General features: G+C 64.1%; 25 protein-coding genes, 1 tRNA gene and 1 riboswitch. Of the genes, 18 read left to right on the plus strand and 8 right to left on the minus strand.

Annotated features, from left to right (window positions below; all coding sequences use genetic code 11):
* The first annotated feature begins 10 nt into the window (after positions 1-10).
* The 6 genes from ubiA to HNP71_RS01695 all read left to right on the plus strand — a co-directional run bounded on the left by ubiA (position 11) and on the right by HNP71_RS01695 (position 4307).
* The gene (gene ubiA, locus HNP71_RS01670) at positions 11-919 is read left to right on the plus strand and encodes a 4-hydroxybenzoate octaprenyltransferase (RefSeq protein WP_408840477.1); all 909 of its coding nucleotides are present in this window, start codon (positions 11-13) and stop codon (positions 917-919) included.
* An 8-nt stretch (positions 920-927) separates the two neighbouring features.
* The gene (locus tag HNP71_RS01675) at positions 928-1290 is read left to right on the plus strand and encodes a DUF4186 family protein (protein ID WP_183265100.1); all 363 of its coding nucleotides are present in this window, start codon (positions 928-930) and stop codon (positions 1288-1290) included.
* Entirely contained in the window at positions 1287-1766 is a 480-nt protein-coding gene (ybaK, locus tag HNP71_RS01680) for a Cys-tRNA(Pro) deacylase (protein WP_183265101.1), read from the plus strand. The genes HNP71_RS01675 and ybaK overlap by 4 nt, the downstream gene beginning before the upstream one ends.
* Positions 1767-1804: 38 nt before the next feature.
* Positions 1805-1899: riboswitch (TPP riboswitch) on the plus strand.
* Positions 1893-2843 carry an ABC transporter substrate-binding protein gene (locus HNP71_RS01685; protein ID WP_246344013.1) on the plus strand — a complete coding sequence of 317 codons (951 nt, stop codon included), beginning with the start codon at positions 1893-1895 and terminating at the stop codon, positions 2841-2843. Its footprint overlaps the riboswitch before it by 7 nt.
* Position 2844: 1 nt before the next feature.
* Positions 2845-3576: an ABC transporter ATP-binding protein gene (locus tag HNP71_RS01690; RefSeq protein WP_183265103.1), complete on the plus strand. Its 732-nt coding sequence runs from the start codon at positions 2845-2847 to the stop codon at positions 3574-3576.
* Entirely contained in the window at positions 3573-4307 is a 735-nt protein-coding gene (locus HNP71_RS01695; RefSeq protein WP_183265104.1) for an ABC transporter permease, read from the plus strand. The genes HNP71_RS01690 and HNP71_RS01695 overlap by 4 nt, the downstream gene beginning before the upstream one ends.
* Before the next feature lie 55 nt (positions 4308-4362).
* Here HNP71_RS01695 and HNP71_RS01700 read toward each other — a convergent pair whose 3' ends face one another.
* The gene (locus tag HNP71_RS01700; protein WP_183265105.1) at positions 4363-5433 is read right to left on the minus strand and encodes an OmpA family protein; all 1071 of its coding nucleotides are present in this window, start codon (positions 5431-5433) and stop codon (positions 4363-4365) included.
* 342 nt (positions 5434-5775) lie between these two features.
* Complete coding sequence (locus HNP71_RS01705) at positions 5776-6057, minus strand: PilZ domain-containing protein (RefSeq protein ID WP_183265106.1); 282 nt, start codon at positions 6055-6057, stop codon at positions 5776-5778.
* A 321-nt stretch (positions 6058-6378) separates the two neighbouring features.
* Here HNP71_RS01705 and HNP71_RS01710 point away from each other — a divergent pair, with 321 nt between their 5' ends.
* Complete coding sequence (locus tag HNP71_RS01710; protein ID WP_183265107.1) at positions 6379-6699, plus strand: hypothetical protein; 321 nt, start codon at positions 6379-6381, stop codon at positions 6697-6699.
* A 426-nt stretch (positions 6700-7125) separates the two neighbouring features.
* Here HNP71_RS01710 and HNP71_RS01715 read toward each other — a convergent pair.
* From HNP71_RS01715 to hrcA, 3 genes are all read right to left on the minus strand, one after another.
* Positions 7126-7201 (minus strand) — tRNA-Thr (locus HNP71_RS01715).
* 50 nt (positions 7202-7251) lie between these two features.
* Positions 7252-8133 (minus strand): NAD(P)-dependent oxidoreductase, encoded by an 882-nt coding sequence (locus HNP71_RS01720; protein WP_183265108.1) that lies wholly within the window; start codon positions 8131-8133, stop codon positions 7252-7254.
* A 47-nt stretch (positions 8134-8180) separates the two neighbouring features.
* Positions 8181-9248, minus strand: a complete 1068-nt coding sequence (gene hrcA, locus HNP71_RS01725) for a heat-inducible transcriptional repressor HrcA (RefSeq protein WP_183265109.1) — start codon at positions 9246-9248, stop codon at positions 8181-8183.
* Positions 9249-9297: 49 nt separating this feature from the next.
* Between hrcA and rph the strand changes: the two genes are divergently transcribed.
* Together rph and HNP71_RS01735 are read left to right on the plus strand one after the other, a co-directional pair.
* The gene (rph, locus tag HNP71_RS01730) at positions 9298-10011 is read left to right on the plus strand and encodes a ribonuclease PH (RefSeq protein WP_183265110.1); all 714 of its coding nucleotides are present in this window, start codon (positions 9298-9300) and stop codon (positions 10009-10011) included.
* A gap of 109 nt (positions 10012-10120) precedes the next feature.
* Positions 10121-10297, plus strand: a complete 177-nt coding sequence (locus tag HNP71_RS01735) for a hypothetical protein (protein ID WP_183265111.1) — start codon at positions 10121-10123, stop codon at positions 10295-10297.
* Here the strand turns inward: HNP71_RS01735 and HNP71_RS01740 are convergent.
* A complete protein-coding gene (locus HNP71_RS01740; RefSeq protein WP_183265112.1) occupies positions 10294-10698 on the minus strand; it encodes a CoA-binding protein in 405 nt (134 codons plus the stop codon). The genes HNP71_RS01735 and HNP71_RS01740 overlap by 4 nt on opposite strands.
* A 46-nt stretch (positions 10699-10744) precedes the next feature.
* On the opposite strand from HNP71_RS01740, the gene HNP71_RS01745 reads away from it, so the two are divergent.
* On the plus strand, positions 10745-12367 hold the full coding sequence (locus tag HNP71_RS01745) for a glycoside hydrolase family 17 protein (protein ID WP_183265113.1): 1623 nt from the start codon (positions 10745-10747) through the stop codon (positions 12365-12367).
* Here the strand turns inward: HNP71_RS01745 and HNP71_RS01750 are convergent.
* On the minus strand, positions 12355-12765 hold the full coding sequence (locus tag HNP71_RS01750; protein ID WP_456304176.1) for a GFA family protein: 411 nt from the start codon (positions 12763-12765) through the stop codon (positions 12355-12357). The genes HNP71_RS01745 and HNP71_RS01750 overlap by 13 nt on opposite strands.
* A 2-nt stretch (positions 12766-12767) precedes the next feature.
* On the minus strand, positions 12768-13346 hold the full coding sequence (locus HNP71_RS01755; RefSeq protein ID WP_183265115.1) for a cupin domain-containing protein: 579 nt from the start codon (positions 13344-13346) through the stop codon (positions 12768-12770).
* Positions 13347-13577: 231 nt separating this feature from the next.
* Here HNP71_RS01755 and HNP71_RS01760 point away from each other — a divergent pair, with 231 nt between their 5' ends.
* The 8 genes from HNP71_RS01760 to HNP71_RS01795 all read left to right on the plus strand — a co-directional run bounded on the left by HNP71_RS01760 (position 13578) and on the right by HNP71_RS01795 (position 22834).
* Positions 13578-14690: an ABC transporter ATP-binding protein gene (locus HNP71_RS01760; RefSeq protein ID WP_183265116.1), complete on the plus strand. Its 1113-nt coding sequence runs from the start codon at positions 13578-13580 to the stop codon at positions 14688-14690.
* The gene (locus tag HNP71_RS01765; protein WP_183265117.1) at positions 14687-15604 is read left to right on the plus strand and encodes an ABC transporter permease; all 918 of its coding nucleotides are present in this window, start codon (positions 14687-14689) and stop codon (positions 15602-15604) included. The genes HNP71_RS01760 and HNP71_RS01765 overlap by 4 nt, the downstream gene beginning before the upstream one ends.
* Positions 15601-16440: an ABC transporter permease gene (locus HNP71_RS01770; protein WP_183265118.1), complete on the plus strand. Its 840-nt coding sequence runs from the start codon at positions 15601-15603 to the stop codon at positions 16438-16440. Before HNP71_RS01765 ends, HNP71_RS01770 begins: the two co-directional genes overlap by 4 nt.
* Positions 16437-17495: a polyamine ABC transporter substrate-binding protein gene (locus tag HNP71_RS01775; RefSeq protein WP_183265119.1), complete on the plus strand. Its 1059-nt coding sequence runs from the start codon at positions 16437-16439 to the stop codon at positions 17493-17495. The genes HNP71_RS01770 and HNP71_RS01775 overlap by 4 nt, the downstream gene beginning before the upstream one ends.
* 54 nt (positions 17496-17549) lie before the next feature.
* Positions 17550-18902 carry a glutamine synthetase family protein gene (locus HNP71_RS01780; protein WP_183265120.1) on the plus strand — a complete coding sequence of 451 codons (1353 nt, stop codon included), beginning with the start codon at positions 17550-17552 and terminating at the stop codon, positions 18900-18902.
* 15 nt (positions 18903-18917) lie between these two features.
* A complete protein-coding gene (locus HNP71_RS01785; RefSeq protein ID WP_183265121.1) occupies positions 18918-20174 on the plus strand; it encodes an NAD(P)/FAD-dependent oxidoreductase in 1257 nt (418 codons plus the stop codon).
* Positions 20175-20243: 69 nt separating this feature from the next.
* Positions 20244-21113 carry a universal stress protein gene (locus HNP71_RS01790; RefSeq protein ID WP_183265122.1) on the plus strand — a complete coding sequence of 290 codons (870 nt, stop codon included), beginning with the start codon at positions 20244-20246 and terminating at the stop codon, positions 21111-21113.
* Between the two features lie 164 nt (positions 21114-21277).
* The gene (locus tag HNP71_RS01795; RefSeq protein ID WP_183265123.1) at positions 21278-22834 is read left to right on the plus strand and encodes a Do family serine endopeptidase; all 1557 of its coding nucleotides are present in this window, start codon (positions 21278-21280) and stop codon (positions 22832-22834) included.
* Positions 22835-22899: the final 65 nt, after the last annotated feature.

The raw sequence follows: 22899 nt of genomic DNA on the forward strand, positions 1-22899 counted from the left end.
GCGGCGCTGAATAGCACCCATGAGCGGATTCACCGATATACACCTGACCGGCTGGGTGGCCCATGTGCCGCCGCGCTTCGTACCCTATGTGTTGCTGGCCCGGCTCGACCGGCCGATCGGCGTCTGGCTACTCTTTCTGCCAGGGCTGTGGGCCATATGCCTTGCGGCCCATGGCTTCTGGTCCGGGCTGGGGCTGGCGCTGCTGTTCGGGCTGGGCTCGGTGGTGATGCGCGGGGCGGGCTGCGTGGTGAACGATCTGTGGGACCGCAAGCTCGACGCACAGGTGGAGCGCACGCGCGGGCGGCCCTTGGCTTCGGGTGCCGTGAGCGTAACACAGGCGGTCGTCTTCCTCGCGCTGCTATGTCTTACGGGGCTGATAATCCTGCTGCTGCTCAACCGTACGGCGCAAATTTTGGGTGTATGCTCATTGCTGCTGGTAGCGCTGTATCCGGCGGCCAAGCGCGTCACCTGGTGGCCGCAGGTGGTGCTGGGCTTCACCTTCGGCTGGGGCGCGCCGATGGGCTATGCCGCCGCAGCGGGACATCTCGCTTGGCCGGCGCTGCCGCTCTACGCTGCGACGATTCTGTGGATCCTGGCCTATGACACGATCTACGCGCATCAGGACCGCGAGGATGACACGGTGGTGGGGGTGAAATCCACCGCCCGACTGTTCGGGGCTCGCACGCGGCAGATGGCGGCCGTCTGCTACAGCGGCACCGTGCTGCTCCTGCTGCTCGCCTTCTGGGGCAGCGGGCTGCATATCTGGGCTTATTGGCTGATGCTGATCCCGGCCGGGCTGCTGGCGTGGCAGGTGGTCACGCTGGATATCGACAATCCGGCCTATTGCCTGACCCTGTTCAAGCTCAACCGCGAGGTGGGGGTGGCGGTGGCGGTGGCGATTCTGGCGGGGCAGATCTGAGCCACAACGTGCCGGAGGAGGATCTCTTCACCCGGCTCGCCCGCTCCAAATTCCGCAGCCGGTTTCGTCTGGGCCCGCGCGAGCGCGATTACGCCCGAGCCCAGGGGCGGGAGGTGATCGCGGAACATGCACGGGCGTTTATTTCCACCCGCCTGGCCCCGGAGGCCCCGGCCAATGATGGGCGGCAGACGCCGATGCGCGGGCATCCGGTGTTCATCGCCCAGCACGCCACGGCCTGCTGCTGCCGGGGCTGTCTGGCCAAATGGCACCGCATACCACAGGGGCAGGGGCTAAGCGGCGGGGAACAAAATTATGTGGTCGGGGTGCTGATGCGCTGGCTCGACCGTGAGATGACAAGGACCGACACATGAGCACCGGCACCCCGGCGACGCAGTTTCTCCGTGCCGCCAACATCCCCTTCCGTGTCTTGGAATATAAGTACGATCCGGGCCAGGAGCGCGTGGCCCTGCAAGCCGCTGAGGCCACGGGCATTCCGCCCGGCCAGTTGCTGAAGACGCTGATGCTGGAGGTGGACAACGCCCCCGCCTGCGCGGTGCTGCCGGGGGATAAAAACCTCTCGATGAAGCTGGTGGCCTCGGCCCTGGGCGGTAAATCGGCGGCGATGATGCCGCCCGAGAAGGCCGAGCGCCTGACCGGCTATCGTACCGGAGGCATCAGCCCGTTCGGGCAGCGCCGCAAGGTGCCAGTGCTGTTCGAGACTTCGGCCATGGGCTTCGAGACGGTGGGGATCAATGGCGGTAAGCGAGGGGTGATCGTGGTGCTCTCGCCCCGGGAAGCGTGCGAGGCGCTGGGAGCAAAGGCCGCGCCGCTCTGCGCCGAGGGATAAACCGCCACGCTTGACGCCGAACGGCGTTCGGCAACATGATTGCGCATCCGGGGTGCCCGCGCTGTGCGGGCTGAGATCACACCCGCTGAACCTGCCTGGGTAATGCCAGCGAAGGGAGTGCCGAATATGCTACGCCGTCATTTTGTCTCATCCGTTGCCGCGACTCTGGCGGCCCCTGCCCTGGCCCGCGCCGCCAGCGCGCAGAGCTTCACCCTCATCCTGGACTGGTTCATCAACCCGGACCACGCGCCACTTTTCGCCGCCAAATATTGCGGCGCCTTCGCCCGTGCCGGGCTGGATGTGAAGCTCATCGCCCCCACCGACCCTGACGTGCCGCCGCGCCTTGTGGCCGCCGGGCAGGCTGATGCCTGCCTGAGCTACCAGCCGCAGCTTTATCTGCTGGTGGACCAGGGCCTGCCGCTGCGCCGCACCGGCACGCTGATCGACAAGCCGCTGAACACGCTGACCGCGCTGAAGCAAAGCGGAATCACCAAGCTTGCCGACCTCAAGGGCCGCAAGATCGGCTATTCGGTGGCCGGGGTGGAAACGGTGCTAATCGGCACCATGCTGAAATCGGTGGGGCTGCAACTCAGCGACGTGACGCTGGTGAATGTGAACTTCAACCTCGTTACCGCGCTGCAATCGCGCGAGGTGGATGCGGTGATCGGCACGTTCCGCACCTATGAGGATATCCAACTGGCCCAGGCCGGGCTGGAGCCAGTGATCTTCGCACCCGAGGATTACGGCGTGCCGCAAGCCGATGAGCTGATCCTGCTCTCCGCAGAGAGCAAGCTGAAAGCTCCGGCGCTGGCTGGTTTCCTGGGGGCTCTGCGCGAGGGCGTGGCCGCGCTGGAGGCTGAGCCGGAGAAGATGCTAGCGCTGTTCCTGAAGGATAACCCCAGCCTGAACGACAAGTTGGACATCGCCTCCTGGCACGCGCTGCCGCCATACTTCGCGCGCGATCCGGCGGCGCTGGATGCCGCCCGCTACACCAAGTATCGGGACTTCATGCGCGCTGCCGGGCTGATCAAGAAGGATCTGCCGCTCAGCGCCTACGCGGTACAGATCACCGCGTAACATGCCTCCGCCTGGGATCGTCATCGAGGGGCTCTGCCTGCGCTATGCCGGGGAGAGCATCTTCGAGAACCTTAGCGTTACGCTCCCCGGCGGACGGTTTTCCGCGCTGCTGGGGCCGAGTGGCGTGGGCAAGACGAGCCTGCTGCGGATTATCGCCGGGCTGGAAGCGCCAGCCGCGGGCCGTGTGTATGCCGAGGATAACGCGCCCCTGGCTGGGCGCGTGGCCTATATGGCGCAGCAGGATTTGCTGCTGCCCTGGGCCAGCGCACTGAACAATGTGATGCTCGGGGCTACGTTGCGGGGAGAAGCACGCGACCCGCAACGGGCCGAGGCGCTGCTGCACCGCGTGGGGTTGGGGCATAGGCTGCGCGCGCTGCCCGCCACGCTCTCTGGCGGCGAACGCCAGCGCGTGGCCCTGGCCCGCACATTGTATGAGGAGCGTCCCGTGGTGCTGATGGACGAGCCGTTCTCGGCGCTGGATGCGATCAGCCGCGCGCGAATCCAGGAGCTGGCGGCCGAGTTGCTGGACCAGCGCACGGTGCTGCTGATCACCCATGATCCGCTGGAAGCCTGTCGGCTGGGGCACAGCCTCTGGGTACTGGCGGGTAACCCTGCAACTCTGGGCTCTCCACTCACCGTGCCGGGCGCGCCGCCCCGCGCGCCAGATAACAATTCGGTACTACATATGCAGGGTGAGCTGCTGCGCCGGCTCGCCGCGCTGAGCCCGGCATGATCCGCCCGTTCATCACACTCGCGGGGTTTATCGCGCTATGGTGGGCCATGGCGGCCTATGGCGGCGTGCCGCCTTATATGCTGCCAAGCCCCCAGGCCGTGGGGGCGGCGTTATGGACGCAGCGGGAGTATCTGGCCACCAATGCGGGCGTAACTCTGGCGGAAATCGCCATAGGGCTCACGGGCGGTACGATCCTCGGGGCGCTGGCGGCGCTGGGCGTGGCGGCCTCGCCGGTGTTGCAGCGCTGGCTGCTGCCGGTGCTGGTGCTGAGCCAGGCGATTCCCGTATTCGCCCTGGCGCCGCTGATGGTGCTGTGGCTGGGCTTCGGGCTCACCTCCAAGGTGGCCATGGCCATGCTGGTCATCTTTTTCCCCGTCACGGCGAATTTCCTCGACGGGCTGCGCCGCACCGAGGCGGGCTGGCTGGACCTTGCCCGCACCATGAACGCCAAACCGCTTTACGTGCTGCTAAGGCTGCGCCTGCCAGCCGCCCTACCCGCCTTGGGCTCGGGCCTGCGCGTGGCGGCTGCGGTGGCGCCCATCGGGGCCATACTGGGCGAGTGGGTGGGGGCATCCTCGGGGCTTGGGTATGTGATGCTGAACGCCAATGCGCGCATCCAGCCGGACCTTATGTTCGCGGCGCTCGTAGTGCTGATGGCTATCGCCATCGGGTTGTACGTGGCCGTGGACAAGACCCTGCGCCGCCTGCTGCGCTGGGCGCCCGGCAGTTAAGGCATAAAAAAACCCCGGCGGTCTGCCGGGGTTTTCTTGTGGGCGTTGAGGACCGTTACTTGAGGACGATCTCGACGCGGCGGTTCTGCGGCTCGCGCACGCCCGGGCCGGTCGGGACCAGCAGGTGAGTGGCGCCGTAGGCCTGGATCTCGATCTCGGAGGCAGGAACGCCGTCCTGCACCAGCTGCGCGGCGACGGCCTTGGCGCGACGCTCGGACAGACCCTGGTTGTACACCGCGGTGCCCGAGGTGTCGGTGTAACCGGCAACGTTCAGGGTGGTGACGTTCTGGGTCTTGGAGTCGGCGGCGGCCTGGGCGATGATCTGGGTCGCGCGCGGGGTCAGGTTCGCCTTATCCCAGTCGAAGAACACCAGGTAGGTCTTGGCCGGCGCCGGAGCCGGGGCAGCGACCGGAGCGGCGACCGGAACCGGGGCCGGAGCCGGAGCGGCGGCCGGGGCGTTGAAGAGCTGGTAGCGCAGGCCCAGCAGGAAGGTGTGGTAGTCGTGCTGGCCCAGCTTCACGATGCCGTTATTGCCGCCGACCTCAGCATAGTTGCGGCTGGAGACCAGCTGCATGAAGCGGTACTCGGCGGTGGCGGACAGACCCGGCACCCAGGGGAGCGGGTAGGACACACCGGCGATCAGCTGATAGGCGAAGCTGCCGGCGTCGCCGCCAACGCGGTAGCCGTTGCCATCGCCCGCCAGGCTGTTGGACAGATGAACCCACTGGTAACCCGCACCGGCACCCAGGTAGGGGAAGATCGGCAGGCCGACGTTGAAGTCGTACAGCACGTTGACCATCGGGCCGTAGGTCTCAACACCGCCATGCGCGGCGGAGATGTTGCCAGCGCCGTAGTTATGGGCGGAGCTCAGGTTGTTGCGGTAGAAGTTGCCCCCGATTTCAGCCCGGAAGCCATTGCCCAGGCCGTAACCAACACTGGCAACGCCGGAGTAGGAGATGCTGCTGTTGAATTTGCCGTAGCTGCCGTTGTGGTTGTCGTAGCTGAAGCCATCCTGCATCGTGGTGCCAGCGCCGAGGCTGACATACGGGCCCTTGACGGGCTGGGCCTGGGCGGCAAGCGGCAGGGCCAGGCAAGTGGCGGCGGCAAGCGCGAGACGGAGTTTCATTAATGGTATCCTTACCAAATTGGTTGCGCCGAGCAGTATAAGCTATTCCAAAACAAAAAGAACGCGCTCAGCGGGAAGCTGCCATGACACTCCGAGGACTGTAGTATTTCTGACATATTTGTTATCGGCGACCGTTTTGAGGTGTCGGAACCAGGCCTCAAATGCCAGATTTCCGCCAAAACAGCGCTCGCCGAAATGTTACCTTCAGCGCACCACCAAACCAGCGGGCATGCGGCCGCTGCAGTGCAGCATTGCACATTGCAGAAATGTGACAGGAGAGAAGGCTAGAGCGGCACTTTCACCCTCTTTGGGTGATCCCGGCAACCGCCAAAACAACTATCTTCAAGATATGAACTCGACGCCGATAAGATGCCCACGCGCCCAGCACCGCCGCACCTTACGCTGCGTATCGTCGGCAAAGCGCAAAACCAAAGTTTCCGGCACATCAACCATCACTTCTGTTTCGACACAGGCGCCCTTCGCCGACAGATCGCGAATAATGCAGTCCACCACAGTAGGACTGAACCCACCGTAAAACAGTTTTCCTGACTTTATCGCGCGCGTCCTATGCTCACTACGACGCTCCGGGTTGGTGGAATCGAATTGTGAGGTCATCGCACCCATGGCAAGCACCTCTTCCAAATTAAAAAACCTTATTAAAATCAAAGCATCAAATCAGAAAAAAATCCACATAATTCATTGTTAATTTGTAATACAGACTTTCCGTGCAGAAAAAATTTTCATTCTAAAAAGTTTATTAAAGCGGAAATTAAAATCCATCACTTTAGATCTTAATTGATATAATCAAAATATTTTAGAATGTTTTATACAAATAAATCTCGGTTGATATTTTTGCTGCGTTTGCGAAATACATATTAATGTCGTGATATTCTCATTCTCTTGTGATTATGTACGGTCATGTTTTCGTATTAGGCAGCGCATACCTTGGACAGCACAGATTCAAAATCCGAGCTTGGAAATACTGATGCCCCTTCCTCCACCTCTCCTGGCGGCGAGCAGCGTGGCGCGAAGCGGGAAAAGCTGTCTTCTTTAGGGCGCTTGGCCTATGGCGGCAATGAACCGCGTGTACTCAGTTGCGAAGTTCTCGACATGTCCAAAACCGGAGTGCGTATCGAGACTTATGTGCGCCCGTCTCAGGTGCCGGAACTCGTCTCGCTGGAGTTCGGTGGAATTTATTATCGCGCACGGCGTCGCTGGGTTGATGGCAACCAGATCGGCCTGGAATTGATCCAGGACGAAGCGTGAAGAATAGCCGCCTCCGAAAAAGGCAATCTAACCGTACAAGGGTCCGAAGCACACCTTCTGGGAAAGAAAGTGAAATTGTCAGAAATTTTAACTGAAAATTAAGTATTAACCGCTCTGTAATTCCAACTTTATTTGTTCTGATTAGCATTAGGGGCAATGCCAAGGTGGAATATTTCTGGCCGCAACCCATGCGCTATAGCCGCCGGCGCCAACCGAAGCGCCAACTAGCGCGGAACCAGCAACTCACGCCGCAACTGAACAAAAACATCCCGCCGGATTGCGGCTCCCTAAGTTACAAAGCAAGCAGCCCCACCAGGAATGGTATGGCCCACGTTGACCGGCGGCATCATCAGGTTCCGTTCAGGGCCATTGTGCCCTTCCAGAATCGACTTAAACTGCCGGAGGCGCATAAATGTTCGATTTTCCTGGTGCCGTCCGCCGGAATCGAACCGGCGACCTACTGATTACGAATCAGTTGCTCTACCAACTGAGCTAGGACGGCAAAGCCAGGGCGAGGGAGGCTATATCGAAGCCTGCGCCCCGCTGCAACCTCTATTGGCCGGAATCCCGCCTGGCGAGCGTGCTTATGGCCGACCAGTCCAACTCGGCGCCTTCCGGCTGGGCCAGCAGGGCCAGAAAACGGTCGCGCAGCAGGCTGGCCAGCGGCAGGGGCACGTTCAGCGTCTCGGCGGCGGCAAGCACCAAGCGGACATCCTTCTGCCCCAACGGGGCCGCGAACCCGGCCGGAGTGAATTTCTCGCCCACGATCAGCCCGCCATACGTTTTGTACACTGGGGCGGTGAACAGGGTGGAGGTTAGCAGTTCGAGATAAGCAGCCGGGTCGATACCGCCCTTGGCGACCAGGGCGATCGCCTCACTCAGCGATTCGATTACCGAGCCGATAAGGAAATTTCCCGAAAGCTTGACCAGATTGGCGCGTGACGGCGTCTCGGAGAGTACGAAGGTGCGCTGGCCCAGAACGTCGAAAACCGGCTGCAGCCGGGCGATCACCTCCGGCGCGCCAGCCGCCACGATGAACAGCTTGGCCGCCGCGGCGGCATCCGGCCGGCCGAACACGGGGGCCGAGACAAAATCCTGCCCGGCCTCGGCATGCGCCTGCGCCAGCCGCTCGGCCAACGCCACGCTGATGGTGCTGGCGGAAACATGCATTGCCCCGGGGGCAAGGGTGGAGATCAGGCCATCGGCGCCGAACACCACCGCCTCCAGCGCCTTGTCGTCGGCAAGCATGGTGAACACGGCCTCAACACCTTCCCCCGCTTCGGCGGGCGTGCGGGCCAGCTTTGCGCCTTGCGCCACCAGCGCGGCCGCCTTATCCGCTGAACGGTTATACACCGTGACATCATGCCCGGCCTTGACGAGATTGGCCGCCATGCCCTGGCCCATTTGGCCGAGGCCTATGAATGCGAGCTTCATGAAATCTCCCTGGAAAACTTCGCCCCAGAGATAGGCGCGCGGCGAGGCTATCCCAAGAGGCGGCCGATCACCCGCGCGGTGTAATCCACAACCGGAATGATACGGCCATAATTGATCCGCGTCGGCCCGATCACCCCAATTGCCCCGACGATCCGGTCCTGCGCGTTGCGTGCCGGGGCCACGACCATGGAGACGCCCGCCGCACCAAACAGCCCCGATTCCGCACCAATGAAGATCCGCACGCCATCCGACGTCTCCGCCAGCTCCAGCAGGCGCAGCATGGTCTCCTCGGCCTCAAGCCGCTCGAACAGCGCCTGGATAGCGGCGAGCTTCTCCAGCTGGTCCACATCCTCCAGCAGCCGCCCCTGGCCGCGCAGGATCAGCGAGCCGCCCCTGCCCTCGCTGCCCCAATCGGCCAGCCCGGCCTCGATGACGGCGCTGGTCAGCGCGTCCAGCTCCGTGCGGTCGAGGGCCATCTCGTCGCCCACCTGCTTGCGCAGCTCCGCGATGGTCAGCCCCGAGAGCCGGGCGTTAAGGTAATTGCTCGCCTGTTGCAGCGCGCTGGGCGGCAGGCCGGGCGGGGTTTCGATGATCCGGTTCTCCACCTGGCCGTCAGCCGAGACCAGCACCACCAGCGCCCGCCCCGGGGAGAGCGGCACGAACTCGATATGCTTCACCGCCCCCTCGCCCTTGGGCGCCAGCACGAGGCCCGCGGCGGCGGAGAGGCCCGAGAGCATGGAGCTGGCCTGGGCCAGCGTGTCCTGCAAGGATCGCCCGGAACCCGCCAGCGCCATGTTGATCGTCGCGCGTTCCTCCTCGGCCAGTTCGCCGAATTGCAGCAATCCGTCCACGAACAAGCGCAGGCCGCGCTCGGTGGGCAGGCGCCCGGCCGAGGTATGTGGCGAGAACAACAGCCCGGCATCGGTGAGGTCCGCCATCACATTGCGGATGGTTGCGGGGGAGAGCTTCTGCGGCAGCAAGCGCGAGAGTGTGCGGCTACCCACCGGCTCGCCGGTCTCCACGTATTGCTCCACGATCTCGCGCAGCACGGCGGCTGAGCGGATATCGAGCCCTGGCGGCAGGCGGGGCGGGGGAGATTTGCCTCTATGGTCCATTGTCACAGTCTCGGATAATAGCACCGAAGATCGATCAGGAGAGACTATCATGCGCCCCTCAGGCAGAAATTTTAACGAACTCCGGAAAGTCTCCATTGAGACCGGGTTCTCCCACCACGCCGAGGGCTCGGCGCTGATCCGCATGGGCGGCACCGAGGTACTGTGCACCGCCAGCGTGGAGGGCAAGGTGCCGGGTTTCATGCGCGGCCAGGGTGAGGGTTGGATCACCGCCGAATACGGCATGCTGCCTCGTGCCACCCATACCCGCGGCGACCGCGAGGCCGCGCGCGGCAAGCAGTCCGGCCGCACGCAGGAGATCCAGCGTCTGATCGGGCGTGCCTTGCGCGCCGTGGTGGACCGCAAGGCCATGGGCGAGATCACCGTCACCCTGGACTGCGACGTGCTGAACGCCGATGGCGGCACGCGCTGCGCCGCCATCACCGGGGCCTACGTGGCGCTGGCGCTGGCCTTCCGCAAGCTGCGGAGCAATAACGTCATCAAGGCCATCCCGTTCACCGGCCAGGTAGCAGCCGTCTCCTGCGGCATCTTCCAGGGCAACCCGGTGCTGGACCTCGACTATACCGAGGATTCCGCCGCCGATGCCGATGCCAATTTCATCCTCACCCAGGGCGGCGGCATTGTGGAGATCCAGGCCACGGCGGAGAAATCCACCTTCGACGACGCCTCCTTCCAGGCGCTGCTGAGCCTTGCCCGCCAGGGCACGGCGGAGTTGTTCGCGGCGCAGAAGGCGGCTCTGGGCTAAAATTCCGGCAGGGCCGCCTCAAGGCGGCCCATTTTACACTTATAGGCTGGCCCAAGCCCCCCGCTTCGTCCCCACCGCCACGGTGACACCAGATTGCGCAGTGCCCTCCGTGTTCGGAACCTCGGTGGAACGCCTGGCCCTGACACTGCTGACCCTTGCCGAACGGTTTGAGGTGGAGCCAGGCGTGGAGTTGCTCATCACTCCGCCCGTCACGCTTGACGAACTCGCCCCCCTGGCCGGCGGCACAAGCCACACCGCCGGGCTAGCCCTGGGACAGCCCGCCTAAAGCCCCAGACGCGGCATCTCGATCGCGGGGCAGCGGTCCATCACCACGGCGAGCCCGGCGGTGCGGGCCTTGGCCGCCGCGGCCTCATTGACCACCCCGAGTTGCATCCAAATCGTCTTCGCGCCCAGGCGGATCGCCTCCTCCACCGGAGCCTCCACCTCTTCCGCCCGGCGGAACAGATCCACCATCTCCAACGGGGTGGCTTCGGCCAAGCTCGCCACCACCTTGCGGCCCAGAATCTCCCGCCCTGCGAGGCCCGGATTCACCGGCGTTACGTCGAAGCCCTTCTCCAGCAAAAATTCCATGACATGGTAGGAAGCACGCTCCGTCTTGGCCGAGGCGCCTACCAGGGCGATGCGCTTCGTCTGCGTGAGGATGCGGCCGATCTCTTCGTCATTCATTTCGCGTCTCTTCCCCAAAAATCGCCGCCCGGCTAAGCCTGCGGCCATGATCAAAACGTTTCTGGCCTGCGTGCTGCTGAGCCTGCTGACCTTCGCCATGTGGGCGAATCCGAACCAGCCGCAGGCAGGGGATGTGACCATGCCGCCCGGCAAGTTCAACAGCCTCTCCTACGGGCCGTACCAGCGCTGGCAGAGCCCCTTCTCTACCGACTACCCCACAGGCGCCGAGGTAGCCAAGGACCTGAAGCTCATCGCCACCGAATCCAATGGCATCCGCACCTATTCCTCCAGCCATGGGGATTACGATATCGGCGCGCTGGCCAAGCAGGCGGGGCTGAAGGTTTGGCTCGGCATCTGGCTGAGCGGCAACACCGCCGACAACGCCAAGGAGATCGCCGCCGGGATCGCCGAGGCCAACGCGCACCCGGATGTCATCACCCGCGTCATCGTCGGTAACGAAGTGCTCCTGCGCCGCGACCTCTCGGTGGATGATCTGATCAAGAACATCGACTATGTGCGCGCCAGGGTAAAGCAGCCCGTGGCCTATGCCGATGTCACCGATTTCTGGAAGAAATTCCCCCAGGTGGCGCCGCATGTGGATGTGGTGATGATCCATTTCCTACCCTACTGGGAGGATACCCCGCTCAGCGTGGATGGCGCCCTGGCCGCAATCCAGTCCACCATCGAGCAGTTCAAAACCATGTTCCCCGGCAAGCAGATTTCCATCGGCGAGACGGGCTGGCCCTCGGCCGGACGCTGGCGCGGCCCCGCCGCCACGGGACGCGTGCAGGAGGCCGTGTTCCTGCGCCGCTTCGCCACGCTCGCGGCGCGCGATGGGGTGGATTACAACCTGATCGAGGCATTCGACCAGAATTGGAAGACCTCCGAGGGCGTGGCCGGGGCGAATTGGGGCATCTGGACCGCCGGACGTCAACCGAAATTCCCTCTCAACGGCCCGGTGGTGGAGAACCCGCAATGGCCCTGGTACGCGGGCTTCGCGGCTTTAGCCGGGGTGCTGCTGTTCGCCGCCGTGGGATTTCGCGATCTGCGCCTCGTTCTGCCCGCCTTCGCGCTGGGTAACGGCCTTGCCGTGGCCTGCGTGGGCACCCTGCCCTACCTGAATGTGTACTGGCATCATCTGGGCGTGCTGTTCACCCCCAGGGAAGCCAGCCTGCCCTACGAGACATGGATGCTGCTCGACGCGCTGGTGAACCTACCCTTGCAGGCCTTGTTCGCGCTGCTGGCCATCCGCCGGGTTGACGCCCTTCTGGCTGGGCGGGCGCTGCCGCCCGTGACCACCGGAGCCGCCGTGCTGGCGGGCCTTCGCCGGTTCCGTCTGGCCGTGAATTATGACAGCCTATGGTTCATTTTCCTCGTCTCCGCCGCTGTGTTCCAGTCACTGCTGGTGTTCGATGGCCGCTACCGCGACGCGCCGACGCCGGTTTTCATTGTTCCGGTCATCGCCGCCGTGCTGCGCTTCTGGAGCAAAGACAAGCCGCAGCAGATGGGTTGGGAGGAAATCGCCGCCGCGGCGTTCCTGGCCGTGCTGGCCCTGGCCGACATGGTGGTGGAAGGGCCGAGCAATCTCGTCTTCATCATCTGGAATATCGAAGCACTGGTGATCGCCGCCCCGGTGCTTGCCGCGCTCCGGCAGGCTCATAGGTCGTAAGGCGGGGCTTTGTCGTAAGCGGGCAGCGTTTCATCCTGCGCCTGCCAGGAGACGCGCTCGCAAACCCAGCCCTGCACGGTGGGGCGGATGGCCTCCGGGGCGTCAAGCGAGCCGAGGGTGACGCCGACCGACCGGCCTTCATCGTCGGTCATGTAAAGCGGGCCGCCGCAATCGGGGCAAAACCAGCGGGTGGCGTGTACGGATGAGGCGTAGCCCCTCGCCTGCCCCTTGGTGACGTGAAACCGCGATGGCGCCACTTGCACCCAGGGCAGCGATGCCGCGCCGCTCGCCTTGCGGCATGCGCCGCAGAAGCAGATATCGGCGACGTCTCCCGGCTCGTAATCCAGCCTGTAGGTCACGGCGCCGCAGAGGCACCCACCGGAGAGCCGCACCGCCACGGCTAGAACGAGGGCGGCGAGTTGGCGCTGATCAGCACACAGGGCTCCGGTCCCGGGTTGCGGAAGCGGTGCGGGATGTCGGAGCGGAAATAATAGGCATCGCCGGGGCTGAGCACGCGCTCCTGCACGCCCACGGTTAGTATCACACTGCCCGAGACCACGATGCCGCATTCCTCGCCATCGTGGCGGAGCATGGCATCGCCAGTATCGGCCCCAGGCTGATAGGTCTCACGCAACATCTGTAGCGAGCGGTCCTTCACCTTGCGGCCGATCATGCGCATCGAAATCGCCGGATCGTAGGAGATCTCAGTCAGTTCGTCGGCGGTGAAGAACACATTGTCCGACGGCGAGAAGTTGAGCGTGAAGAAATCGGCCAGAGAGAGCGGAATACCGTCCAAAATCTTCTTCAACGAGGAAATGGACGGGCTGACCCGGTTTTGCTCGATCAGCGAGATCGCCCCGTTCGTCACCCCCGCACGGCGTGCCAGCTCGCGCTGCGTCAGCCCGAAAATCTGGCGCACCAGCTTCAGCCTGGTGCCGATATCGTCCAACGTGTCATCGTTCTGGAGGGCTGCAGACATGATCTTCTTATGATCCGCACGTTTAGGATTTTCAACAATGCTACGCGGGCAATACTCTCACGCGCAACGAAAAAGGTGAATCCTCCGCAAAACATCATCCAATTATTCTTGACGGCCCAACGGGGCCTAAGCCACAATCCAGAAAGCAACAATTTTGGGGTTTTGCGTGCTGTGGATCGTCGAGCCGCCCGGAACTGACATCCTTAGCCAGACCACTCAGGCAGGCCCATAATGTCTGCCTCAGCCAGCCCCGCGGCCGCAGCAGCCGCTCCCTCCCCCAAGCGTGGCGCCATTTCCATTCGCGGTATCACCCGGATTTTCGCCGGCTCCGTGCCTGCCGTGGACCATGTGGACCTCGAAATCCACGCCGGTGAATTCTTTACCCTGCTAGGCCCCTCGGGCTGCGGCAAGACCACGCTGCTGCGCATGATCGCCGGGTTCGAAACACCCGACGAGGGCAAGATCCTGATCTCCGGCAGGGATATGGAAGACGTGCCCGCGCATAAGCGCGCGGTGAACACCGTGTTCCAGTCCTACGCGCTGTTTCCGCACCTGAACGTGGAACAGAATATCGGCTTCGGCCTGCGCATGAAGGGCGTGAAGACCCCCGAGCGCAAGAAGCGCGTCGATGCCATCATGGAGATGCTGCAGATCGGCCAGTTCGCCACCCGCAGCGCCGCCCAGCTTTCGGGCGGGCAGCGCCAGCGCGTGGCCCTGGCCCGCGCGCTCGTGAACGAACCGGAGGTGGTGCTGCTCGATGAGCCGCTCTCCGCGCTGGACGCCAAGCTGCGCAACGAGTTGCAGATCGAACTGCTGCGCATGCAGAAGCGCCTGGGCATGACCTTCATCTTCGTCACCCACGACCAGCACGAGGCGTTGGTGATGTCCGACCGCATCGGCGTGATGAGCAAGGGCAAGCTGGAGCAGGTCGGCCCGGTGCTGGATGTATACGAGAAACCAAAAAACGTGTTCGTGGCGGAATTCCTCGGCCTGTCCAATATCTGGCCGATCACCTCCTCCGGCGCGCACAGCGCCGCCTCGCCCATCGGCGAACTCAGCATCGACGCACCGCTGAACGGCGCCAACATGGCGATGATCCGCCCCGAAAAAATTTGGATCTACAACGACACGGCAGCGCCCAAGGACCGCGCCAACCTGTTCTTCGGCACAGTGCGCGAGGCCATCTACATGGGTGCCGCCACCCAGTACCGTATCGAGCTGGCGGGCGGGCATTCCGTGCTAGCCTTTGATACCAACAACCAGGCCACCGAGCGCAGCTGGCGCCCCGGCGAAAAGGTGGCCGTGGAGCTGAAGCCCGACAACATCATGCTGATCTCACCATGAGCGCCACGGCGCAAACCGAACAGGAGATCGAGGCCGGGCGGCAGCGCCTGCGGCTCTGGGTCACCTCCGGGCCGGGGCTGGTCTGGATCATGATCTTCCTGCTGATCCCCAGCGCCGTGTTGCTGGGCATCGCGTTCTTCTCGGCCGATGATTACGGCGCCCCGGTGCTGCCATTCTCCGTGCAGCCCTTCCAGCAGGTGGCCGGGTACTCGCTGCTCGGCTGGGATCCGGGCAATATCACCATCTTCCTGCGCTCGCTGGGGCAGGCCGGCATCGCCACGCTGGTTTCGGCCGCGCTCTCCTACCCGCTGGTGTTCTTCATCCTCAGCCGGCCGGAGGCTCTGCGCCCGCTGCTGCTGCTGTTCATCGTGCTGCCCAGCTGGACCAACCAGGTGGTGCGCACCTATGCCTGGCTGGAGCTGCTCGGCCCCAACGCGCCGGTCTCCTGGGTGGCGCATCTGCTGCACGCCGTGCCGCCCGATCTCGGCCTCGCCCCCGGCAGCTTCGCCGTCACCACCGGGCTTGCCTATAACTACCTGCCCTACATGATCGTGCCGCTCTACGCATCGGCGGAGAAGCTGGACTGGACGCTGGTGGAAGCCGGGCGCGACCTTTACGCCTCCGGCGTGCGACTGTTCTGGCATGCGGTGTTCCCGCAAACCCTGCCCGGCCTGCTCTCGGGCATCATCTTCGTCGCCATCCCGGCCTTCGGCGACTACGTGGTGCCGCAGTTGCTGGGCGGCGACAAGGCGCTGATGATCGGCTCGCTGATCGCCAACCAGTTCACCGAAACACCGGACTGGCCCTATGGCGCGGCGCTGACCATTATCATGCTCGTCTTCACCGGCATGGGTCTGGTGGGCTTCCGCATCCTCACCCGCAAGCTGGGCGGCGCCGAGGAGGCCACGATATGATCCCGCGCGGCGTACGCTACGCCCTCTCGGGCATTTCCTGGCCGCTTTACGCGTTGCTCTACACACCGCTGGCGCTGGTGGCGTATTACTCCTTCGCCCCCGCGCCGAATGAAGCCGGGCATTCGCTGCATGCCTATAACGTGCTGCTGCACGACGGCGCCGCATTCACCGCCCTGCGCCGCTCGCTGATCCTCGCCATCGGTTCGGCCATCACCTCCACCGCACTCGGCACATTGCTGGGCTACGGGCTGTGCCGCTTCCGCTCGCCCAACGCCAAGGGCGTGCTCGCGCATCTGCCCAGCCTGATCATCTACACGCCCATTATCATGCCGAGCCTCGTGTTTGGCATCTCGGAGCTGATTTTCTTCAATCTCGTCCACAACGCCACGGGCTTTCTCAGCGCCGGGCTGGAGACGATGATCATCGCGCATATCACCTTCCAGGTACCGTATGTCGCTCTCACGGTGTATGCACGCCTCGCCGGGCTCGACCCGTATCTGTTCGACGCCGCCAACGATCTTTACGCCAACGGGCTCAAGAGCTTTCTCTATCTCATCATCCCGGTGGTGCAGCCGGCGATTATCGGCGGCTTCCTCCTCGGCATCACCCTCTCCATCGACGATTTCACCATCAGCTTCTTCACCGCGGGGCCGGGCAGCGTTACGCTGCCGATCTATATCTACGGCGCCATCGCGCGAAAGGGCATCTCGCCCGAGATCAACGCGCTCGGCACGCTGATGATCGGCACCATCATCACGCTGGCGCTGGTGCATTTCTTCATCACACGGCACCGCGACCGCGCGGGCCAGTTCGCAGCAAGAGGAAATATAACATGAGGTTCCTGTCCTTCATCGCCGCGGGCGCGATCGCGCTTGGCCTCGCGGCCCCCGCCGCCCATGCCGAACAGCCGACGCTCAACCTGTTCATCTGGTCCGACTATATCGACCCCGGCCTAATCAAATCCTTCGAGGCACAGTGCAACTGCAAGGTCGTGGAGACCGATTACGAGAGCAACGCCGAGCTGGAAGCCAAGCTGCGCGCGGGCGGTGATTCGCAGTACGACGTGGTGGTGCCCTCCTCCTACTACGTGCCGGAGCTGCAGGATGAAGGGCTGATCCAAAAACTCGACCATTCCAAGCTGCCTAACTTCACCAATCTGGCGGCCAAGTTCCAGAACCCGGATTACGACCCGGCCGACGCCTACTCCATCCCCTATCAATGGGGCACCACGGGCATCGTATACGACCCAGCCAAGATCAAGGACCCCGGCACCGGCTGGGGCCTGCTGTTCGACCCGAAGATGAACCCGAACTATCCGTTCGTGATCCCCAAGGGCGAAGGGCGTGACCAGATCGGCGCCGCCTGCGCTTATCTGGGCTACGGCTTCAACTGCTCCGAGAAGAGCCAGTGGATCGCCGCGGCCAAGCTGATCGAGCAGACCAAGAAGCGCTCGAATTTCGCCGGGTTTGTCGATGAAACCCCGGCGCGCGACCAGATGAAGAGCGGGCTGATCGCCGCCGCCATGGCTTATAACGGCGATATCGGCCAGTGCTACAGCGATGGCTCCTGCAAAACCCTGAAGTTCTTCCTGCCCAAGGAAGGCGCCGAGATCTGGGTGGATACGATGGCCATCCCCACCCATGCGCCGCACCCCGAGCTGGCGCTACAGTTCATAAACTTCATCCTGGACGCGAATAACGGCGCGACCCTCTCCAACTTCAACCAGTACGCCAGCCCCAACCAGGCATCGCAGAAGCAGCTGACCGGCATTCTCGCCAGCCCGCTGCTCAACCCCAGCCCCGAGGAGATGCAGCATCTCGTCTTCCTCGCCCCGCTGCGCGGCGCCCAGTACAAGCTGTTCAACCAGATCTGGACCAGCGTGCTCCAGTAAAAACGAGGCCAGGCGGCGCTCAATTCCGGGCGCCGCCCGCTTATCGAGGACAACATGAGCAATGAACAAGTGGATTTAAAAGAGTGGTTCGACGAGCATCGGATTACTGAAGTTGAATGCCTGGTGCCGGATATCACCGGCATCCCGCGCGGCAAGATCATGCCCGCGCAGAAATTCTTCCAAAGCGGCGCGCCCCGCCTGCCGGAGGCGATCTTCATCCAGTCCGTGACCGGTGAGTACCCCGAGGACCCCGAGGACAAGCTCACCGATCCGGCGATCATCGACATCAAGCTGGTGCCGGATGCGAGCACAGTCCGCCTCGTGCCCTGGGCGCATGAGCCAACCGCGCAGATCATCCATGATTGCCAATACGCGAACGGCACGCCGGTGCCGATGGCGCCTCGGCAAGTCCTGCAGCGTGTGCTCAAGCTGTACGAAGAAAAAGGCTGGAAACCGGTGCTGGCGCCGGAGCTGGAATTCTACCTCGTCGCCCGCAATACCGACCCCGATTACCCGCTGGTCCCGCCCGTTGGCCGCTCCGGCCGCCAGGAAACCGGGCGGCAATCCTACTCCGTGGACGCGGTGAACGAGTTCGACCCGCTCTTCGAGGAAATGTACGATTTCTGCGATTTGCAGGAGATGGATCTCGACACGTTGATCCATGAGGAAGGTGCTGCACAGGTGGAGATCAACTTCCTCCACGGCGACCCGATGAGCCTTGCCGACCAGGTGTTCCTGTTCAAGCGCACGGTGCGCGAGGTGGCGCTGCGCCACAACATCTATGCCACCTTCATGTCCAAGCCGATGGGCGGCGAGCCCGGCTCGGCCATGCATGTGCACCAAAGCATCGTGAACCCGAAGACGGGCGAGAACCTGTTCGCCGGACCGGATGGCAAGGCCAGCCCGCTGTTCAAGAGCTACCTCGCGGGCTTGCAGAAATACATCCCCACGGTGATGCCGATCTTCGCGCCGAACGTGAACTCCTACCGCCGGCTCACGCGCTTCTCCAACGCGCCGATCAACCTGCAATGGGGCTACGACAACCGCACCTGCGGCCTGCGCGTGCCGTTTGGCGAACCCAACGCCATGCGCGTGGAAAACCGCGTGCCGGGGGCGGACGCCAACCCGTATCTCGCCTTCGCGGCGACGCTGGCCTGCGGCTATCTCGGCATGGTCGAAGGGCTGGCACCGACGGAACCGCAAATCGGCTCGGCCTATTCCGGCCAGTACACCCTGCCGCGCGAACTCTCCCATGCGCTGGACCTGATGGCGGCCAGCCAGCCGATGCGCGACGTGCTGGGCGAGAAGATGGTGGACGTGCTAGTGGCGGTGAAGCGCCTGGAATACGAGACGTATCTGCGCGTCATCTCCTCCTGGGAGCGTGAACACCTGCTGCTCAACGTTTAACCGGAGCGGCGGATCATGTTGAACAATTACTACCACGCCACGCGGCGTGTGGGTTTTGCCGCCGATAGTTTGGCGGGGGACGTAACCGTGGATGCCGCCATCATCGGCGGCGGCATCACCGGCGTTTCGGCGGCGCTGCATCTGGCCGAGCGGGGCTATTCCGTGGCCCTGCTCGAGGCGCAGGACATCGGCTGGGGTGCTTCCGGGCGCAATGGCGGGCAGGTGCTTCCCGGTTTCGGCTGCTCGTTGCACAAGCTCAAGCACCTCACTGGCGCCGCGACCACCAAGCAGCTCTGGGACATGTCCTTGGAAGCCGTGGACCTGCTGCACACGCAGATCGCACGCTTCGCCATCCCCGCTGATCCGGTGCGCGGTTATCTGCACGCAGCTATCAAGCCGCGCCAGGTGCGGGATTTGCGGCAGGAGCAGGAGGAGCTGGCGAGCCTCGGCGCCCCGGTGGGGCGGCTGCTGGAGGGGGCGGAGTTGCGCGCGCGCCTCAACAGCCCGCGCTATCTGGCGGCGCTGGAGGACAACATCTCCGGCCATATCCACCCGCTGAACTACACGCTGGGGCTGGCAAAGGCCGCGCAGGCGGCGGGTGCCAAACTCTATGCGGGCGCCAAGGTCTCGAACGTCGAGCAAGGCAGCACGCTCACCCTACAGGTGGGGGCGCATAAGGTACGGGCGAAATATCTGCTGGTGGCGGGCGGAGCGTATCTCAACGGGCTGCTGGAGGGGCTGGCAGGCTATATCATGCCGGTCGGCACTTACATCATGGCCACGGAGCCGCGCGCGGACGTGCCGGGCCTGATCCCCGGCAACGAGGCAGTGGCGGATCTCAACTTCGTGCTCGATTATTTCCGCCGCTCGCCCGACAACCGCATGCTGTTCGGCGGGCGCGTCTCCTACTCCACTTTGCCGCCGCCGAGCCTTGGGGCCTCCATGCTGCGCCGGGCCGTCCGGGTGTTTCCGCAACTCAAGGACGCCAAGGTGGAGTTCGTCTGGGGCGGGAATGTGGACATCACCGTCAACCGTGCCCCACATTTCGGGCGGCTCGCGCCGAACATATTGTTCACGCACGGCTTCTCGGGGCATGGCGTGGCGCTCACGGGGCTGGCTGGCAAGCTGGCGGCCGAAGCCATCTCAGGGCAGGCGGAGCGGTTTGACGTGTTCACCCGCATCCCGCATGCGCGCTTCCCCGGCGGACGGGCCTTGCGCACCCCTGCTTTGCTGGCCGCCACCACGTGGTTCCGCCTGCGGGACATGCTGTAGCGGGCAGACATTGCATTCCAACAGCAGGGCGCGCCAATATCAGGCAACCGAACCCAGGAGGGGGTAAAGATGTCGGTGCGCAAATTCCTGCTCCCGGTCAGCAGCCCGGCCTCGGCCCATGCCGCCCTACAGACCGGGCTGATGCTGGCCAGGATGTGGAGCGCCCATCTGCACGTGCTGCACATCCAGGCCGATGCGCGCGACATTGCCCCCTTCGCCGGAGAGGGGCTTTCCGGCGCGCTGATTGAGGACATGCTCACCGCCACCGAGCGCGAGGGCGGCGCGAGGGCGAAGCTGCTGCGCGAGATGTTCGAGCAGGCGACAGAAGAGGTCGGCATCCCCGTGGGCACCGCCCAGCGCGGGCGCGACGAGCCGAGCGCCTGCTTCACCAGCATCACCGGGCGGGAGGAGCAGGTCATCGCCCACAAGGCGCGACTCTCCGACCTCACCATCGTGCCGCATCCGCAGGTGGGCGAGGACGTCGCCTCGGCCGACGCCCTGCACGCCGTGCTGTTTGATTCCGGCCGCCCGGTGCTGCTAGCCCCCACCACGCCGCCGCAAACCATCGGCAAGCGCGTGGCCATCGCCTGGAACGGCACCGCCAATGCCGCCTCGGCCCTGGCCTCGGTGATGCCCTTCGTGCGCCAAGCGGAGGCCGTGCGCATCCTGGTCTCGGATGATTACGCCAAGCCCGGCCCCAACGGGGCGGAGGTGGCGGAATATATCTCGCACCACGGCGTCACCGCCGATGTGGCCCGCTTCTCCCCCATCAACCGCATTACCGGCGCGGGGCTGCTGGCGGCGGCGGCGGCGTTCGGGGCGGATCTGATGTCCATGGGCGCGTATTCCACCGCCTCGCGGCTGCGCCAGCTCATCCTGGGCGGCACCACCCGCCACGTGCTGGAAAACGCCCAACTACCAGTACTGATGAACCGTTGATTAAGCTCCAATCCGTCATCTTCGCTGGATTTTGCAGCCGGTGAAGAAATGTAACCCCTAGCTCCCAGAGATTGAGAGCCCATTTTTATTGTGGCATTTATGTCACAGTAAAAAATTTATACCGCGATAAGCTAAAGATTTTTCCGCAGGAGACAACACAAGATATGCGTACAACCTTCATCCGTGGCACCGCGCTCACGCTGGCCCTTTTCGGCGCTACCGCCCTGGCCGGCCTGCCCGCCTCCCCGGCACACGCGGCGGACGCATCGCTGGACGAAACCTCAGCCGTGCAGCAGGGCTTTACCCCAGTGCCGGATTTCTCCGGCCTCGTGAAGCATGTGGCTCCGGCGGTGGTGTCCGTCGATGTGCATCTGAAGCTCAGCCAGACCTCCGACGACCAGGCCGATAATGGCGGCGGCCAGGGCCAGCCCGGCCTGCCGCCCGGCTTCCCGCAGATCCCGGGCTTCCCCGGTTTTCCCTTCGCGTTCGGTACGCCGCAGCAGCCGCAGGCGGTGGAGGCCAAGGGCTCCGGCTTCCTCATCGACCAGAACGGCACCATCGTCACCAACAACCATGTGGTGAAGGATGCGCGCACGGTCACCGTCACCCTCTCGGACGGCAACACCTATCCGGCCAAGATCCTGGGCACCGACGCCAAGACCGACCTAGCCGTGCTAAAGATCAATGCCGGGCACCCACTGCCTTATGTCGATCTCGGCCCCTCCTCCTCGGTGCAGCCGGGCGAATGGGTGGTGGCCATGGGCAACCCCTTCGGGCTGGATGGCACGGTGACGGCGGGCATCGTCTCCGCCCTTGGGCGCGATATCGGCGATGGCCCGTATGACAAGTTCATCCAGATCGACGCACCCATCAACGAGGGAAATTCCGGGGGCCCGCTCTTCGACCAGAAGGGCGAGGTCATCGGCGTGAACACCGCCATCCTCTCGCCCTCCGGTGGCTCGGTGGGCATCGGTTTCGCCATCCCGTCGGACATGATCAAGCGCGTGGTCACCCAGCTCATAAGCAACGGCAAGGTGGTGCGCGGCTATCTCGGCGTCGCGGCGCAGCAAATCTCGCCGCAGATGGCCCAGGCGCTCGGCCTGCCTTCCGACAACCCGGCCAAGGACGGCGCGCTCGTGGCCGCCGTCTCGCCGGGCAGCCCCGCCGAGAAGGCCGGGCTGAAGCCGGGCGACGTGATCACCAGCGTCAACGGCCAAGCCGTCACCAGCCCGGGCGATCTCGCCAGCGACATCGCCAATGTGGACCCTAACCACAAGGCCGATATCGTGTATCTGCGTAACGGCAAGCAGAACACGGTCTCCATTTCGGTGACGACGATGCCGGCCAACCCGGATGCGGGCTTCCAGCAGAACGGCAGCGGCAACTCCGGCGCCGCGCAGCAGCAGGGCGCGCTGGGGCTTACCCTGGCGCCGCTGACACCGGATGCGCGCAACCAGCTCAACCTGCCCGACAGCGCAAACGGCGCCGTAATTACCGCAGTGAAGCCGAACTCGCTGGCGGATCAGGCTGGGTTGCAGCCGGGCGACCTGCTGGTGGGCGTGGGCGCCACCAACGTGAACACGCCCGACGATGCGGTGGCCGCCATCGCCGCCGCGCGCAAGAGCGGCAGCGGCGCGCTGGCGCTGCGCATCATCCGCCAGGGGCAGGCGCTGTTCGTCGGCATCGGGCTGAGCAATAACGGCGGCAATTCCGGCAACTGATCTGCCGGGCGTGTCCCATTAAAAAAGGCCGGAGGAAAATCCTCCGGCCTTTTGTTTTGAAAGTT

Origin of the sequence: Acidocella aromatica, from assembly GCF_014201825.1 — a bacterium.
GTDB classification, from domain to species: Bacteria; Pseudomonadota; Alphaproteobacteria; order Acetobacterales; family Acetobacteraceae; genus Acidocella; species Acidocella aromatica.

Excerpts from the sequence above, each read along its gene's own strand:
- ybaK (WP_183265101.1), top strand. The coding sequence starts at position 1,287 with ATGAGCACCGGCACCCCGGCGACGCAGTTTCTCCGTGCCGCCAACATC.
- HNP71_RS01685 (WP_246344013.1), top strand. The coding sequence starts at position 1,893 with ATGCTACGCCGTCATTTTGTCTCATCCGTTGCCGCGACTCTGGCGGCC.
- HNP71_RS01690 (WP_183265103.1), top strand. The coding sequence starts at position 2,845 with ATGCCTCCGCCTGGGATCGTCATCGAGGGGCTCTGCCTGCGCTATGCC.
- HNP71_RS01695 (WP_183265104.1), top strand. The coding sequence starts at position 3,573 with ATGATCCGCCCGTTCATCACACTCGCGGGGTTTATCGCGCTATGGTGG.
- HNP71_RS01700 (WP_183265105.1), bottom strand. The coding sequence starts at position 5,433 with ATGAAACTCCGTCTCGCGCTTGCCGCCGCCACTTGCCTGGCCCTGCCG.
- HNP71_RS01705 (WP_183265106.1), bottom strand. The coding sequence starts at position 6,057 with ATGGGTGCGATGACCTCACAATTCGATTCCACCAACCCGGAGCGTCGT.
- HNP71_RS01720 (WP_183265108.1), bottom strand. The coding sequence starts at position 8,133 with ATGAAGCTCGCATTCATAGGCCTCGGCCAAATGGGCCAGGGCATGGCG.
- hrcA (WP_183265109.1), bottom strand. The coding sequence starts at position 9,248 with ATGGACCATAGAGGCAAATCTCCCCCGCCCCGCCTGCCGCCAGGGCTC.
- rph (WP_183265110.1), top strand. The coding sequence starts at position 9,298 with ATGCGCCCCTCAGGCAGAAATTTTAACGAACTCCGGAAAGTCTCCATT.
- HNP71_RS01740 (WP_183265112.1), bottom strand. The coding sequence starts at position 10,698 with ATGAATGACGAAGAGATCGGCCGCATCCTCACGCAGACGAAGCGCATC.
- HNP71_RS01745 (WP_183265113.1), top strand. The coding sequence starts at position 10,745 with ATGATCAAAACGTTTCTGGCCTGCGTGCTGCTGAGCCTGCTGACCTTC.
- HNP71_RS01755 (WP_183265115.1), bottom strand. The coding sequence starts at position 13,346 with ATGTCTGCAGCCCTCCAGAACGATGACACGTTGGACGATATCGGCACC.
- HNP71_RS01760 (WP_183265116.1), top strand. The coding sequence starts at position 13,578 with ATGTCTGCCTCAGCCAGCCCCGCGGCCGCAGCAGCCGCTCCCTCCCCC.
- HNP71_RS01765 (WP_183265117.1), top strand. The coding sequence starts at position 14,687 with ATGAGCGCCACGGCGCAAACCGAACAGGAGATCGAGGCCGGGCGGCAG.
- HNP71_RS01770 (WP_183265118.1), top strand. The coding sequence starts at position 15,601 with ATGATCCCGCGCGGCGTACGCTACGCCCTCTCGGGCATTTCCTGGCCG.
- HNP71_RS01775 (WP_183265119.1), top strand. The coding sequence starts at position 16,437 with ATGAGGTTCCTGTCCTTCATCGCCGCGGGCGCGATCGCGCTTGGCCTC.
- HNP71_RS01780 (WP_183265120.1), top strand. The coding sequence starts at position 17,550 with ATGAGCAATGAACAAGTGGATTTAAAAGAGTGGTTCGACGAGCATCGG.
- HNP71_RS01785 (WP_183265121.1), top strand. The coding sequence starts at position 18,918 with ATGTTGAACAATTACTACCACGCCACGCGGCGTGTGGGTTTTGCCGCC.
- HNP71_RS01790 (WP_183265122.1), top strand. The coding sequence starts at position 20,244 with ATGTCGGTGCGCAAATTCCTGCTCCCGGTCAGCAGCCCGGCCTCGGCC.
- HNP71_RS01795 (WP_183265123.1), top strand. The coding sequence starts at position 21,278 with ATGCGTACAACCTTCATCCGTGGCACCGCGCTCACGCTGGCCCTTTTC.